Here is a 12,720-nt window from a genome sequence, read left to right on the forward strand (position 1 = left end):
CGGACCGTCGCCGAGACGGGATCCACCAATGCCGACATGGCCGAGCTCGCCCGCAGCGGGGCGAGCGAGGGCCTGTGGCTGAGAGCCGAGCGGCAGACCGCGGGCAAGGGCCGACAAGGCCGTGCCTGGCAGTCGCCGCTCGGCAATCTCTATGTCTCCACGCTGGTGCGGACGCGGGCGGGGGAGCCCAGCCCTGCGACGCTGGCGCTGGTGGCTGCCGTTGCGCTCGACGAGACGGCGCGGGTGTTCGGCGTCGAGCCGATGCTCAAATGGCCGAACGACCTGCTGGTGAACGGCGCCAAGCTCTCCGGCATCCTGCTCGAGCGGGTGGGGGATGCGGTGATCCTGGGCTTCGGGGTCAATCTGGCGCATCATCCCGAGGGGCTGGACCGCGCCACCACCAGTTTTGCCGCGCTTGGCCCGGCGCCTGATCCCCAGATCTTCGCCGAAACCCTCGCCGAAAGCTTCGCTCGCTGGGTTTCCCGCTGGCGTGAGGGTATCGCCCCCGTGCGCGAACGCTGGCTTGGCCGGGCGCACCCCATCGACACGGCGCTGACCGCCCGGCTTGCCGACGGATCGAGCATCGACGGGCTGTTCGGTGGCCTTGATGGCGAGGGTGCGCTCATCCTGCGCTTGGCCGATGGCACCAGCCATGTCATTCACGCCGCAGACGTGTTCCTGCTCTGAGAGGCCCGGAAATGCTGCTAGCCATCGACGCCGGCAACACCAATGTCGTCTTCGCCCTGCTGGAGGGCCAGGAAGTGCGCGCGCGCTGGCGCATCGCTACCGACCCGCGCCGCACGGCGGACGAATATGCGGTGTGGCTCAGCCAGCTCCTCAACCTTGAGGGCTATGACCGCGCCGACGTGACCAGCGTGATCATCGGCACGGTGGTGCCGCGGGCGCTGCACAACCTCCAGGTGCTGAGCAGCAAATACTTCAAGACCGACGCGGTGATCGCCGGGCAGGGCAAGGCCGAATGGGGCTTCCCGCTCGATGTCGAGGAGCCGCAGGGCCTGGGTGCGGACCGCGCGCTCAACATGATCGCGGGCCATGCCCGCCATCCCGGCGACCTCATCATCATCGACTTCGGCACCGCCACCACCTTCGAGGTGGTCGACTATCGCGGCGCGTACAAGGGCGGGATCATCGCCCCAGGCATCAACCTGTCGCTCGACGCGCTGGTGACCGCAGCCGCCAAGCTGCCGCGCATCGCGATCACCGCGCCGGCCACAACCAGTGTCATCGGCCGCAACACCGTCGACCAGATGCATATCGGCATCTATTGGGGCTATGTCGCGATGATCGAGGGACTGGTCGCGCGGATGAAGGCCGAGATAGGCCGCCCGGTCAAAGTTATCGCAACCGGCGGCCTGGCCGTGCTTTTCGAGAAGCACACCCCCATATTCGATGTGATCGAACCCGATCTGACCATTCAAGGGTTGGCGATGCTGTGGGAACGCAGCCGTTGACCGAGGAAATCAAGTGACCCCTGAAAAAGAACTCCTCTTCCTCGCGCTCGGCGGCTCGGGCGAGATCGGCATGAACGTCAATCTCTATGGCTGCCAGGGCAAGTGGCTGATGGTCGATTGCGGCATCACCTTTGGCGATGCCAACTATCCGGGCATCGACGTGATCCTGCCCGACCTGCAGTTCATCGAGGAGCGGCTCGATGATCTGCTGGGCATCGTGCTCACCCATGGCCATGAAGACCATATCGGCGCGCTGCCCTATCTCGCCGGCGAGTTGGGCGTGCCGCTCTATGCCACCCCGTTCACCGCGGGCCTGATCCACGGCAAGCTCGAGGAAGAAGGTATCGAGGAGAAGGTCGAGCTCAACGTCGTAAACGAGGAAGGTCCGTTCAACCTCGGCCCGTTCCGCATCACCTACACCCCGCTCGCCCATTCGATCCCGGAGGGCAATGCCGTGCTGATCGAGACGCCGTACGGCAGCGTCTTCCACACGGGCGACTGGAAGCTCGACGACAGCCCGGCGCTGGGCGGTGCATCGACTGCGGCGGAACTGACCGCGATCGGCGACAAGGGCGTGCTCGCGCTGGTCTGCGACAGCACCAATGTGTTCAACCCCGAGGCCTCGGGTTCCGAAGGCGCAGTGCGCGAGGGCCTCGATCAGGTGATCGGCGCGGCCAAGGGCCGGGTGCTGGTCACTACCTTCGCTTCGAACGCCGCACGCCTGCAGACGCTGGGTGAAGTGGCCCGCGATACCGGGCGCGAGCTCTGCGTCGCCGGGCGCTCGCTCGACCGCATCCTGCGTGTCGCGAAGTCGACCGGCTATCTGCGCGACTTCCCCGACACGATCGACTTCGAAGCGGCGATGGACCTGCCGCCGCACAAGGTGCTGATCGTCGCCACGGGCGGGCAGGGCGAGCCCCGCGCCGCACTCAACCGCATCGCCGAGGGCAGCCATGTCCTCAAGGTGACCGAGGGCGACACCGTCGTCTTCTCCTCGCGCCAGATCCCGGGCAACGAGATCGCGATCGGGCGGATCATGAACACGCTGGCCGCCAAGGGCGTCGAGCTGATCACCGACCGCCAGGCCTTCATCCACGTATCCGGCCATCCGGGTCGCCCCGAGCTGGCGGCGATGTACAAGTGGATCCGCCCCGAGATCGTCGTGCCGGTGCATGGCGAGGTGCGTCACATGTACGAGCAGGCCCGCTTCGCGCTGGAGCAGGGCGTGCCCAAGTCGATCCGCCAGGTGAACGGCGACATCATCCGCCTCGCGCCGGACGGGCCGTCCAAGATCGGCGAGGCGCCGGTCGGGCGCCTGGTGCTGGACGGCGACATCATCCTGCCGGCGGACGGCACCACGATCAACGAACGCCGACGGGTGGCGCTCTACGGCCAGATCAGCGCCGCGGTGGCGATCCGCAACGGCAAGCTCGCCGGCGAGCCGCAGATCCGCCTCCAGGGCATTCCGGTGGAGGAAGACCGCGAGGATTTCATCGCCGAGGCGTCCGACGCTGCGCGCGAAGCCGTGAAGAAGGACGGCAAGGGTGATGTCGAGAAGCTGCGCGAGTCGGTGCGGCTCGCGGTGCGCCGCGCGGCGGTGCGCTTCACCGGCAAGAAGCCCGTGGTGGACGTGCTGATCATCGAGCAATAGCGGTATTGGCCGTCATCCCGGCGAAAGCCGGGATGACGATGAAGGCTTCCGCTTCCAGATTGGCCGCCCTATCACCATCCCATGCCCTGGAAGTCCGCGCTCGCCATCTATTTCCTGTTCTGGGCCTTCTCGGTGTTCCTCGTCCTGCCGTTCGGCGTGAAGACGAGCGAGGAGGCAGGCGTGGAACTGGTTCCCGGCCAAGCGCCGAGCGCGCCGCATGAGTTCAACGTGAGGCGCATTGCCTTGCGCACCACGATCGTCGCGACGATCCTGTTCGGGCTGTTCTACCTCAATTACGTCAATGGCTGGGTGACCACCGAGATGCTCGACTGGTGGGCGCATATGCACCCCGAAAAGGCCTCGTAGCGCTTCCTACAGCCGGCGGTTGGCGTCTCGCGAAAGTACACGAAGTACAGGCCAAGAGCGGGTTCTCGCCGACGGAATTTTGACCTTATCAACGGGAACGCAGCGCATCTCGCAAGGATATTGCGTGGGCGTGATCCTATTTTCCCTACAGGCCAAAGAGCGGCAAGCAAGCGCCGGACCGCGAGAGCCAAGCAGGCGAAATCCTACATTGCAAGACAAGCGACGGGCTCCAGCCAAGCCCGTTCCCCGGCGAAGGCCGGGGCCCGGTTGCCATGTAGGTCGAGAGGTTCGACCGCCGCCGCCAGGTTCGTCGAGACTGGGCCCCGGCCTTCGCCGGGGAACAGGAGTGGCATGAACGGCGTGACTAGGTCCGCAGGCGCTCGATCGCCTGGGCCAGCGCGACGTACAGCTTGCCCATGTCGGAGGAGAGCAGGGTCACGCTCATCGACGAGCCGTCGCGCAGGGCCAGGATCTGGCGGAGCATGGATTCGAAATCGTGGATGTAGCGGTTGACGTTGTCGCGGAAACCCTCGTCATCCTCGTAGATCCGGTGGATTTCGCGGGTATCCGAGGGATCGAGCAGGCGCACCGCACGGCGCGTGAAGACGCCGCGATCGCCCTTGAGATAGGCGGCCCAGGCGCTGTCGGTGACATCGGCCGAAAATGCCTTGGTGATGTCGATCGACGCCGAGTTGAGCGCCTCGATCAGCAGCGAGACGCGGCGCGCGAAATTGTCGCTGTCCGACTCTTCGCGCTCCTTGCGGCCCTCGGCGATGCGCGCCTCGACCTGGGCGGTGGTGTCCGCCAGCGCCACCATCTGCTGGGTCAGGCGCTCCGACGCGCGGGTGGCGGCGACCACGGCCGCCTCGGTCGTCTCGGCAAGGTCGGTGAGCTGGCGGCGGATCGAAGCATCGACCGCCCGGCGCAGCGCATCGCCCGCGGCTTCCTCGATCGCGCGCTCGGCATGCGGCACGATGGCCGACAGCGCCTCGCGGGCATGGCCGGCAGCGGCACTCGAGGTCTCGCGGACACTGAGCAGCGCATCGACCAGCTGCGGCGCGGCGCTTTCGGCGAAGCGGCGGGTGGTGGCGATGGTCTCATCGACGATCGCGCTGAGCTGCTCGGCCTGCTCGCCGCCGGTCGCCAGCGTTTCAAGCAGCGAGGCCTGGGTCTTGGCGAGCGTATCGCGCTGCTGGCCGACCACGTCGGCGATGGCCTCGATCGCGTCGTGCGTGCTCTCCGCGGCGGTGACCAGCGCGAGCAGCTCGGGCTTGGAGGCGGCAACGACCTGGCGGCTCGCCAGGATCCGGGCATCGAGACGCGCCAGTGCCTCGGGCAAGGTCTCGTCGATCTCACGGGCGGAGGCATCGAGCGCGGTGAGCAGCTCCTCGGAGGTGCCGATCACCTTCTGGGCGGTCTCGTCGCCGACGGTCAGCGCGATCGTCATCGCCTCGACCGAGCCGTGGAGCGCGCTCATCGAGGCGGCAAGGTTACGCGTGCGCTCGGTGCCCGCGACATGCAGGTCGTCCATCGCGCGGTCGAGCCGATCGACGCCGCTCGCCAGCCCCTCGAACAGCTTGTCGCCGCGGCCCTGTTCCTCCGAAAGGCGATTGCCGATGCGGCCGATCGCTTCCTCGATCGACGCCATGCGGGCGCCCATCGCCTCGGCACTGTCGCGGCCCGCGCGGTCGAGCGCGGCCTGGTTGGCGGAGAGCATGGCGAGGATCGCCTCGCCCTGGGTAGCGATGCCCTTGCGTGCCTCGTCCACGGCATTGGCGGCGCGATCGAGCACGGCATCGACCTGGGTCGACATCTCGCCGGTGACCTGTTCGAGCCGGGCACTGGCGGTCTCACTGGTCGCTTCCATGCGGGCGATGTGCGCTGCGAGGCGATCGGCGGCGCCCCCGGCGATCTGGTCGGCCTCGCGGCCGCGCTCGGCGAGCGCGGAGAGCTGGGTATCGAGCGCGGCGGCACGCTCGCTGGCGAGCAGCCCGGCGGCATCGACCCGATCGGACAGGCCACGCATTTCCTCATGCGCCTTGGGCAGCGAGGAGAGCACCACGGCTACGCGATGCTCGGCATCGGCGGTGGCCTCGCCGAAATGGCGGGTGCTGGCGTCGATCGAGCGGGCATGCTGGGCGGCGCTGCCCGCGGCGCTTTCGAGCTTCTCCGAGGCACGCTCGCCCATGGCGATCAGGATGTTGGTCTGCTCGGCAAGCGCGGCGCGGTTCTCCTCGATCTTGCGCGAGAGGGTGGCGACCACGCGCTCCAGGCTTGCCGCCTCGGCGCGCATCGCCCGCGCCGTGGCGCCGAAGCGATGGGCCTCGGCCCGGCTCGTGCGCAGGGCGAGGAGGTAGAGGATGCCGATCAGGGCAGGGGGGACGCAGAGCGCGGCGATCAGCTGGACCAGCGCGGCAGGCGCCATGGGGGCGGCAAAGGCGCCGCGGAGCAGCCAGCCCATCGCGCCGAGCCAGCCCAGGACAGCGACGATCGCGAGCACGGGCAGCACCCAGCCGGCGCGCCGGGGCGTGTCCTCTTCTTCCGCAGCCTCGTACCAGGCTTCGGGCTCCGCCGGCGCAGCCACTGCTGCGGCGGTTTCGGACAGGACCAGCTCTTCCGCGTCATTATGCGCGGGCAGCGGTTCGGCAGGTTTTCCCCCAATCATGACGCGCATTTACCACATTTCGGCGCCGGTCCAACAGCGACAAGGAAACGGGGCGTTAACGCTCGTTCGGCTATGGCCCTGAACCATGGCGTATGATCCGGGTGCAATCGATGCGACTCTCGCGGCGGCAGTGGGTGACGAGCCCGCGCTGATCGCAGAACTGCGCGAAGCGTTTCTCGACGGGGTGCAGCGGTGCCTCGAAGCGATGAAATCCGCTGACAATCCGGATGGCTGGGCCGCGGCGGCACTGCGGCTCAAGGGCCTTTCGGCGAGCTTCGGCGCGATCCGCCTGATGGCGCTGGCCAGTGAAGCGGCCAATGGCCAGGCGAATGACGGCGCGATCCTTCGGCGCCTGCACCGGGCGGTCGATCGCCTCTGATCCCCGTAAAATCGGCTTCGTTGCCCCGTGGACTTTCGCCGGCGCCCCGGCGAAGGTCCGGCGGAATATGGGGAAGCGACCGATGCACAAGATGGTTACGGGCCTGACTTTCGTGCTGGCGGGGCTGGCGGCGATGCCTGCCCAGGCGCAGGACGCGCCCGCCGGCGGCCATAGTTCCGGCATCGTCGTCGAGGGCCGCAAGCAGGGCCCCCGCAAGGAAACGCGGACCTTTGTCCGTCAGGTTATGACCACGACCAAGGAACAGCTCTCGCGCTTCGAGGATCCGGTGTGCCCGGTCGTGCTCGGGCTCCCGCCGGCCTATGCCAAGGCCGTCGCCAAGCGGTTTATGGAGGTTTCCACCGAAGCAGGCGCGCGGGTCGATCGCGACGAGAAATGCAATCCGAACATCTTCGTGATCGTTGCGGCGGATGCCAGCAAGTTCATCGCCGAGCTGCGCCAGAAATATCACGGCTTCTTCGACGACCTCGCCTATGACGACAAGCGCACGGCGCTCGACGAAGGACCCGTGCGCGCCTGGCGGGTAGCCGAGGAGCTCGACCAGGACGGTCGCCGCGCGCTCGAGAGCAATGGGCCGCGCAGCTTCAACGGCGTTGCCCAGCCTTCGCGCATTTCGCTTTCGACGCAGCAGGCGACCTTTGGCGCGGTGGTGGTGCTCGACGCCAATGCGGTCGACAACAAGTCGGTGGGGCAGATCGCCGATTATGTCGCGATGCGCACCCTGGCCGGTGCGCGGCCGCCAAAGGCGAGCACCAGGCTCGACACGATCCTTTCGCTCTTCGATGCCGAGGGGGACGCCCCGGAAGGCCTGACCGAGGTCGATCGCAGCTTCCTGAAGGGCGTCTACGAGATGCAGGCCAATGGCAGGAGCGGGAGCCAGATCGGCACTATCGCGGACCAGATCCTGCGGGACCGCGACAAGGCCGCGGCGGAGAAGAAGCCCAACTAGCGGTATCGCGGTCGCGCTCGATGGACAGCGGCGACAGGGCGCGATACGCCTTGGTTTCCATCGGGCAGTCGACCGACTCCAAGAAGACGGCGCATGCGGGGTCCCGAAGAATGTGAGGGGATCGATCGTTATGCGCATGCGCTGCTGCCTGAATTCGCTTGTCCTGCTTTCCGCCTTCGCCGCCGTGCCGGTTGCGCACGCGCAGGATGGCGCCACCAGCCCCAGGCCACCCGCCCAGGACGGGGGCATCGTCGTCACCGGCAAGGCGCAGCCGCCGATCAAGAAGGCACAGCGCTATATCCGCCAGGTGCTCGACACCGAGGACGGGCAGCTGGCGCGCTTCGTCGATCCCGTCTGCCCGCTGGTGCTGGGCCTGCCGGCGCGGTTCAAGGGCGCGATCGAGGACCGCGTGCGGATCGTCGGCGCGGCGGCATCGGTCCGCATGGGCAAGGACAAGTGCGAGCCGAACCTGATGATCGTGTTCGCCGACAATGCCGATTCGCTGCTCGAGACGATGCGCAAGCAGGGCAATGCGGCCTTCACCAACCTGGACGACAATGCCCTGCGCGATGCCTTCGCGGCGGGGCCGATCCATGCCTGGCGCCTGGTGGTGACCCGTGACGAGGTCGGCCATCTCTCCACCGGCAATGACGATCCCGATTATCCGCCGGTGATGGAGGGCGAGACCCAGGCGGTGACGATCAATGCGGTGGTGGTGATGGACCGCCATGTCGCGCTGGGCAAATCGGTGCGTCAGTTGGGCGACTATGTCGTGATGCGGACGCTGGTCGGCGCGCGGCCACCCGCCAAGGGGTCGATCGCCTCGGCATCGATCCTGTCGCTGTTCGATCCCAATGTCGCGCCGCCGCCCGCCGAGATCACCGACATGGACATTGGGCTGCTCGCCGGCCTCTACCGGATGCGAAATCCCTATGAGCAGGGATCGGATCAGGCCTATCGTATCTCCAGGACCATGGTTGGTGGGAAGCAGCATTGATGCGGATTGCCCTTCTGGCGCTTGCCCTGCTTGCCGGTCCGGCGCTTGCCCAGGACAAGCCGGCGCAGCAAAAGCCGAAGGACGACAGCGATATCGTCGTGGTCGGCGCCAAGGGCGTGCCGCCCAAGGCGGCCAAGCGCTTCGTCCGCCAGATCAGCTCGAGCGTGGAAGGCCAGCTTGCCCGCTTCGCCGAACCGGTCTGCCCGATCGTGGCCGGGCTCGGCCCCGATGCCGCCAAGGCGATCGAAGCGCGGTTGCGGGCTGTGGCGCTCGATGCCGGCGCCACGGTGGGCGAGGCCGGCTGCCGGCCCAATATCGCGCTGATGGTCGCCCATGACGCGGATGATTTCGTGAAGGCGTTGCACAAGCGCTTCCCGGGCTTCTTCGGCAACCTCAAGATGGTCGATCTGCGCAAGGCGCTGCGCGACGGCCCGGTGCACGCGTGGAGCACGATCGAGGTGCGCGACGAGCTGGGCAACCAGGTCGGCGGCAATGACGACGGCATCAAATATGTCGAGCGGTTCAGCGCCTCGGCCATCACTATGGGCACCCAGCAGGTGACGGTGAAGTCGATCGTGGTGATCGACGACAAGGCAGTGATCGGCAAGTCGGTGGTGCAGATCGCGGACTATCTGGCGATGCGCACGCTGGCCGGCGCGCGGCCGCCGCGGGACGGCAGCGCCGTCGACTCGATCATCACGCTGTTCGACCAGGGCTCTACGTTCAGCGATCCCGAACTGACCGCGCTCGACCAGGGCTTCCTCCAGGGGCTCTACAAGAGCCGCGCGGACGTCAATTCGATCAAGCAGTCCGGCGAGATCGCGCGGCGGATCGTCAAGAACTCGAAGGACGCGGGCGAGGAGAAGAAGCCCTAGCGCTTGCGGCTGAGCTCGCGCATCGCCTCGTCCAGGCCGCCCAGGGTGAGCGGGTACATGCGCTCGCTCATCAGCTCGCGGATGATCTTCACCGACTGGGTATAGCCCCATTGCTCGCGCGGGATCGGGTTGATCCACACCGCGGCGGGATAGGTGTTGAGCGCGCGCTGCATCCAGGCCGCACCCGCTTCCTCGTTGAAATGCTCGACCGAGCCGCCGGGATGGGTGATCTCGTACGCGCTCATCGAGGCATCGCCGACGAAGATCAGCTTATAGTCGTGGCCATATTTGTGGAGGATGTCCCAGGTGGGCGTGCGCTCCTGGAAGCGGCGGCGATTGTCCTTCCACACGCCTTCGTACAGGCAGTTGTGGAAATAGAAGAACTCGAGGTTCTTGAACTCGCTCGTCGCAGCGGAGAACAGCTCCTCGCAGAGCTTGATGAAGGGATCCATCGAGCCGCCGACATCGAGGAACAGCAGCAGCTTCACCGCATTGTGCCGCTCCGGGCGCATGCGGACATCGAGCCAGCCCTGCTTGGCGGTGCCTTCGATCGTCGCGTCGATGTCGAGCTCGTCGGCGGCGCCTTCGCGGGCGAAGCGGCGCAGGCGGCGCAGCGCGACCTTGATGTTGCGGGTGCCGAGCTCGCGGGTGCTGTCGAGGTTGCGGAACTCGCGCTGGTCCCACACCTTGATCGCGCGCTTGTGCTTGCCCTCGCCGCCGATGCGGACGCCCTCGGGATTATAGCCGCCGTTGCCGTAAGGCGAAGTGCCGCCGGTGCCGATCCACTTGCTGCCGCCCTGGTGACGCTCCTGCTGCTCCTCGAGCCGCTTCCTGAGCGTCTCCATGATCTCTTCCCAGGAGCCGAGCGACTGGATCTTGGCCATCTCCTCGGGGCTGAGATATTTCTCGGCGATCGCGCGCAGCCATTCCTCGGGGATCTCGGCGGGTGCCACGCCGTAGCTGGTGGCGATGCCCTTGAAGACCTTGGCGAAGACCTGGTCGAACCGGTCGAGCAGCCCCTCGTCCTTCACGAAGGTGGCGCGGGCGAGATAGTAGAAGGCCTCGGGCGTCTGCTCGATCACGTCACGGTCGAGCGCTTCGAGCAGGATCAGATGCTCCTTCAGGCTGGCGGGGATGCCCGCGGCGCGCAGCTCGTCGAGGAAGGAGAGGAACATGACGCTGTTCTAGGACCGGACGCCGCCCAGCGTCCAGAGCCCTCAGCGCGCGGCGTAGGCGTCGATCAGCGAGCCGACATAATCGGGCTGGCGGGAGGTCAGCTCGGCGGAGGGGCGGGCCTTGCGCACGCCGGCGGGCGCATCGCGGTCGGGCGTGCCGTAGATGAAGCCATGCGCCGGGTAGATCGAGCTGCCCAGGCCGTTCCTGTCGCGATACCAGACCTTGACCAGGCTCCAGTCGCCGCGCTCGGAGACGTCGAACAGGGTGACGTCCTGCTCGGCATGGCCGCGTTCGCCATTCTGGCGCGACCAGTTGGCATGGGTGATCATCAGCACGCGCTTCTCGACGATGCGGCTGACCACGGCGACATGGCCGAGGCGAAGCTGGGGGCTTTTGGAGAAGGCGAGGACGGCGCCGACCTTCGGCACCTGGCCGCGCTGGTAGCGGCCCCTGGCCTGATCCCACCAGGTCCAGGCATCGCCATAGATCTGGATGCCCGAAGCCTGGCGCGCGAAGGGCACGCACTCGCCGACATATTCGAGAAGGGATTGCGCGCCGGCAGGCGCCGCGACGCAGAGCGCGGTGGCGAGAAGGGCAGGGAACGCAAAACGCAAACGCATACATGGGACCCATACAAGGTCCCCCCCAAGCGAACCGTAGCCATGGGTGGTTTAAGAGGGGTTAACTGCGATCCCTCTACCCTTGTGGGAGAGGGAGGGAGCCGACGAAGTCGGCGGAAGGGTGAGGGGGAATGAGACTCGATGCCCCCTCATCCTTCCCATTCGCTGCGCGAGCGGGCCCCTTCCTTCTCCCACAGGGGGAGAAGGAGTTATTGGCGCGCCACGGGCGCCGGGGGCTGGCGCGCGAAGCTCTCCAGCGCGGGGTCGATATGCGCCCAGGCAGGCGCGTCGTCGGTCCAGATCGCGACCTGGGGTGCCAGGCCGTGCGGCTGGTCGAGGAAGCCGATGCGCATCGTGCGGAACTGCGGGCGCGCCGAGCTCTGCGCCAGCACCGGCGTGCCGCACAGGCCGCAAAAGCTCTGGGTCAGCGTGTTGCCGCTCTCCGCGACATAGCTGGTGGTGGTCAGCGTGCCGCTCAGCTCGACATCGTCGGTCGCGAAGATCGCGTTGGTCGTGGGCGAGCCTGCTGCGACGCGCTGGCACTGGCGGCACCAGCACTGGCGCACCGCGACCGGCTCGCCGGCGATCGTCGCGGTGACGGCCCCGCAGGCACAGCTGCCGGTGTACGGCATCAGGCCTTGCCCTGCTGGCGGCGGGCCATGAAGGCGAGCCGTTCGAACAGCATCACGTCCTGCTCGTTCTTGAGCAGCGCGCCGTGGAGCGGCGGGATCGCCTTGGTCGGATCCTTGTTCTGCAGCACTTCGAGCGGCATCTCCTCGTGGAGGAGCAGCTTGAGCCAGTCGAGCAGCTCGCTGGTGCTGGGCTTCTTCTTGAGGCCCGGCACTTCGCGGATCTCGTAGAAGATATCCATCGCCTTGCCGACCAGCAGCTTCTGGATGCCGGGGAAATGGACATCGACGATCGCCTGCATCGTCTCGCGGTCCGGGAACTTGATGTAATGGAAGAAGCAGCGGCGCAGGAACGCGTCGGGCAGCTCCTTCTCGTTGTTCGAAGTGATGACCACGATCGGGCGCTCGGCGGCGCGGACGGTCTCATGCGTCTCGTAGACGTGGAATTCCATCCGATCGAGCTCCTGGAGGAGGTCGTTGGGGAACTCGATGTCGGCCTTGTCGATCTCGTCGATCAGCAGCACCGGGAGCTGGGGCGCGGTGAACGCCTCCCACAGCTTGCCCTTGCGGATATAGTTGGAGATCTCGTGGACGCGCGGATCGCCGAGCTGGCCGTCGCGCAGCCGCGCCACCGCATCATATTCGTAGAGGCCCTGCTGCGCCTTGGTCGTCGACTTGACGTTCCACTCGATCAGCGGGGCGCCAACGGCCTTGGCGATCTCATAGGCCAGCACGGTCTTGCCGGTCCCGGGCTCGCCCTTGACGAGGAGGGGACGCCGCAACGTGACGGCGGCATTGACCGCGACCTTCAGGTCCTCGGTCGCGACATAGCTCTGGGTGCCTTCGAAGCGCATGACGTATTCGTAAAGGGCCGCGGGGCCGGGAAGCAAGCCTTCTCGTCATGCTGAACTTATTTCAGCATC

At 67.0% G+C, this 12,720-nt stretch carries 13 protein-coding genes; 8 read left to right on the forward strand and 5 right to left on the reverse strand.

The window, feature by feature from the left end:
- The first annotated feature begins 36 nt into the window (after positions 1 to 36).
- The 4 genes from O3305_RS04185 to O3305_RS04200 all read left to right on the forward strand — a co-directional run bounded on the left by O3305_RS04185 (position 37) and on the right by O3305_RS04200 (position 3,489).
- The gene (locus tag O3305_RS04185) at positions 37 to 687 is read left to right on the forward strand and encodes a biotin--[acetyl-CoA-carboxylase] ligase (RefSeq protein WP_269576454.1); all 651 of its coding nucleotides are present in this window, start codon (positions 37 to 39) and stop codon (positions 685 to 687) included.
- A gap of 11 nt (positions 688 to 698) precedes the next feature.
- A complete protein-coding gene (locus O3305_RS04190; RefSeq protein WP_269575266.1) occupies positions 699 to 1,472 on the forward strand; it encodes a type III pantothenate kinase in 774 nt (257 codons plus the stop codon).
- 13 nt (positions 1,473 to 1,485) lie between these two features.
- Positions 1,486 to 3,123 carry a ribonuclease J gene (locus tag O3305_RS04195; RefSeq protein ID WP_269575267.1) on the forward strand — a complete coding sequence of 546 codons (1,638 nt, stop codon included), beginning with the start codon at positions 1,486 to 1,488 and terminating at the stop codon, positions 3,121 to 3,123.
- Positions 3,124 to 3,204: 81 nt separating this feature from the next.
- Complete coding sequence (locus O3305_RS04200; protein WP_269575268.1) at positions 3,205 to 3,489, forward strand: DUF1467 family protein; 285 nt, start codon at positions 3,205 to 3,207, stop codon at positions 3,487 to 3,489.
- Between the two features lie 364 nt (positions 3,490 to 3,853).
- Here O3305_RS04200 and O3305_RS04205 read toward each other — a convergent pair whose 3' ends face one another.
- Positions 3,854 to 6,154 carry a coiled-coil domain-containing protein gene (locus O3305_RS04205; protein ID WP_269575269.1) on the reverse strand — a complete coding sequence of 767 codons (2,301 nt, stop codon included), beginning with the start codon at positions 6,152 to 6,154 and terminating at the stop codon, positions 3,854 to 3,856.
- An 85-nt stretch (positions 6,155 to 6,239) separates the two neighbouring features.
- Between O3305_RS04205 and O3305_RS04210 the strand changes: the two genes are divergently transcribed.
- The 4 genes from O3305_RS04210 to O3305_RS04225 all read left to right on the forward strand — a co-directional run bounded on the left by O3305_RS04210 (position 6,240) and on the right by O3305_RS04225 (position 9,372).
- On the forward strand, positions 6,240 to 6,533 hold the full coding sequence (locus O3305_RS04210) for an Hpt domain-containing protein (protein WP_184166368.1): 294 nt from the start codon (positions 6,240 to 6,242) through the stop codon (positions 6,531 to 6,533).
- A gap of 82 nt (positions 6,534 to 6,615) precedes the next feature.
- A complete protein-coding gene (locus O3305_RS04215; RefSeq protein ID WP_184166365.1) occupies positions 6,616 to 7,500 on the forward strand; it encodes a hypothetical protein in 885 nt (294 codons plus the stop codon).
- A gap of 136 nt (positions 7,501 to 7,636) precedes the next feature.
- Positions 7,637 to 8,497 carry a hypothetical protein gene (locus O3305_RS04220; protein WP_269575270.1) on the forward strand — a complete coding sequence of 287 codons (861 nt, stop codon included), beginning with the start codon at positions 7,637 to 7,639 and terminating at the stop codon, positions 8,495 to 8,497.
- Positions 8,497 to 9,372 carry a hypothetical protein gene (locus O3305_RS04225; RefSeq protein ID WP_184166359.1) on the forward strand — a complete coding sequence of 292 codons (876 nt, stop codon included), beginning with the start codon at positions 8,497 to 8,499 and terminating at the stop codon, positions 9,370 to 9,372. The genes O3305_RS04220 and O3305_RS04225 overlap by 1 nt, the downstream gene beginning before the upstream one ends.
- Here the strand turns inward: O3305_RS04225 and O3305_RS04230 are convergent.
- The 4 genes from O3305_RS04230 to O3305_RS04245 all read right to left on the reverse strand — a co-directional run bounded on the left by O3305_RS04230 (position 9,369) and on the right by O3305_RS04245 (position 12,651).
- Entirely contained in the window at positions 9,369 to 10,547 is a 1,179-nt protein-coding gene (locus O3305_RS04230; protein WP_269575271.1) for a vWA domain-containing protein, read from the reverse strand. The two genes, O3305_RS04225 and O3305_RS04230, sit on opposite strands and share 4 nt — an antisense overlap.
- A 42-nt stretch (positions 10,548 to 10,589) precedes the next feature.
- On the reverse strand, positions 10,590 to 11,168 hold the full coding sequence (locus O3305_RS04235) for a CHAP domain-containing protein (RefSeq protein WP_269575272.1): 579 nt from the start codon (positions 11,166 to 11,168) through the stop codon (positions 10,590 to 10,592).
- Between the two features lie 209 nt (positions 11,169 to 11,377).
- Positions 11,378 to 11,800, reverse strand: coding sequence for a GFA family protein (locus tag O3305_RS04240; RefSeq protein ID WP_269575273.1), 423 nt, complete (start codon positions 11,798 to 11,800; stop codon positions 11,378 to 11,380).
- Positions 11,800 to 12,651, reverse strand: coding sequence for an AAA family ATPase (locus tag O3305_RS04245; protein ID WP_269575274.1), 852 nt, complete (start codon positions 12,649 to 12,651; stop codon positions 11,800 to 11,802). The genes O3305_RS04240 and O3305_RS04245 overlap by 1 nt, the downstream gene beginning before the upstream one ends.
- Positions 12,652 to 12,720: the final 69 nt, after the last annotated feature.

The organism is Sphingomonas sp. NIBR02145, assembly GCF_027359115.1.
Taxonomy (GTDB): domain Bacteria; phylum Pseudomonadota; class Alphaproteobacteria; order Sphingomonadales; family Sphingomonadaceae; genus Sphingomonas; species Sphingomonas kyeonggiensis_A.

Coding starts and splice junctions, on each gene's coding strand:
- O3305_RS04185 (WP_269576454.1), top strand. CDS start 37: ATGGCCGAGCTCGCCCGCAGCGGGGCGAGCGAGGGCCTGTGGCTGAGA.
- O3305_RS04190 (WP_269575266.1), top strand. CDS start 699: ATGCTGCTAGCCATCGACGCCGGCAACACCAATGTCGTCTTCGCCCTG.
- O3305_RS04200 (WP_269575268.1), top strand. CDS start 3,205: ATGCCCTGGAAGTCCGCGCTCGCCATCTATTTCCTGTTCTGGGCCTTC.
- O3305_RS04205 (WP_269575269.1), bottom strand. CDS start 6,154: ATGATTGGGGGAAAACCTGCCGAACCGCTGCCCGCGCATAATGACGCG.
- O3305_RS04210 (WP_184166368.1), top strand. CDS start 6,240: ATGGCGTATGATCCGGGTGCAATCGATGCGACTCTCGCGGCGGCAGTG.
- O3305_RS04215 (WP_184166365.1), top strand. CDS start 6,616: ATGCACAAGATGGTTACGGGCCTGACTTTCGTGCTGGCGGGGCTGGCG.
- O3305_RS04220 (WP_269575270.1), top strand. CDS start 7,637: ATGCGCTGCTGCCTGAATTCGCTTGTCCTGCTTTCCGCCTTCGCCGCC.
- O3305_RS04225 (WP_184166359.1), top strand. CDS start 8,497: ATGCGGATTGCCCTTCTGGCGCTTGCCCTGCTTGCCGGTCCGGCGCTT.
- O3305_RS04230 (WP_269575271.1), bottom strand. CDS start 10,547: ATGTTCCTCTCCTTCCTCGACGAGCTGCGCGCCGCGGGCATCCCCGCC.
- O3305_RS04235 (WP_269575272.1), bottom strand. CDS start 11,168: ATGCGTTTGCGTTTTGCGTTCCCTGCCCTTCTCGCCACCGCGCTCTGC.
- O3305_RS04240 (WP_269575273.1), bottom strand. CDS start 11,800: ATGCCGTACACCGGCAGCTGTGCCTGCGGGGCCGTCACCGCGACGATC.
- O3305_RS04245 (WP_269575274.1), bottom strand. CDS start 12,651: ATGCGCTTCGAAGGCACCCAGAGCTATGTCGCGACCGAGGACCTGAAG.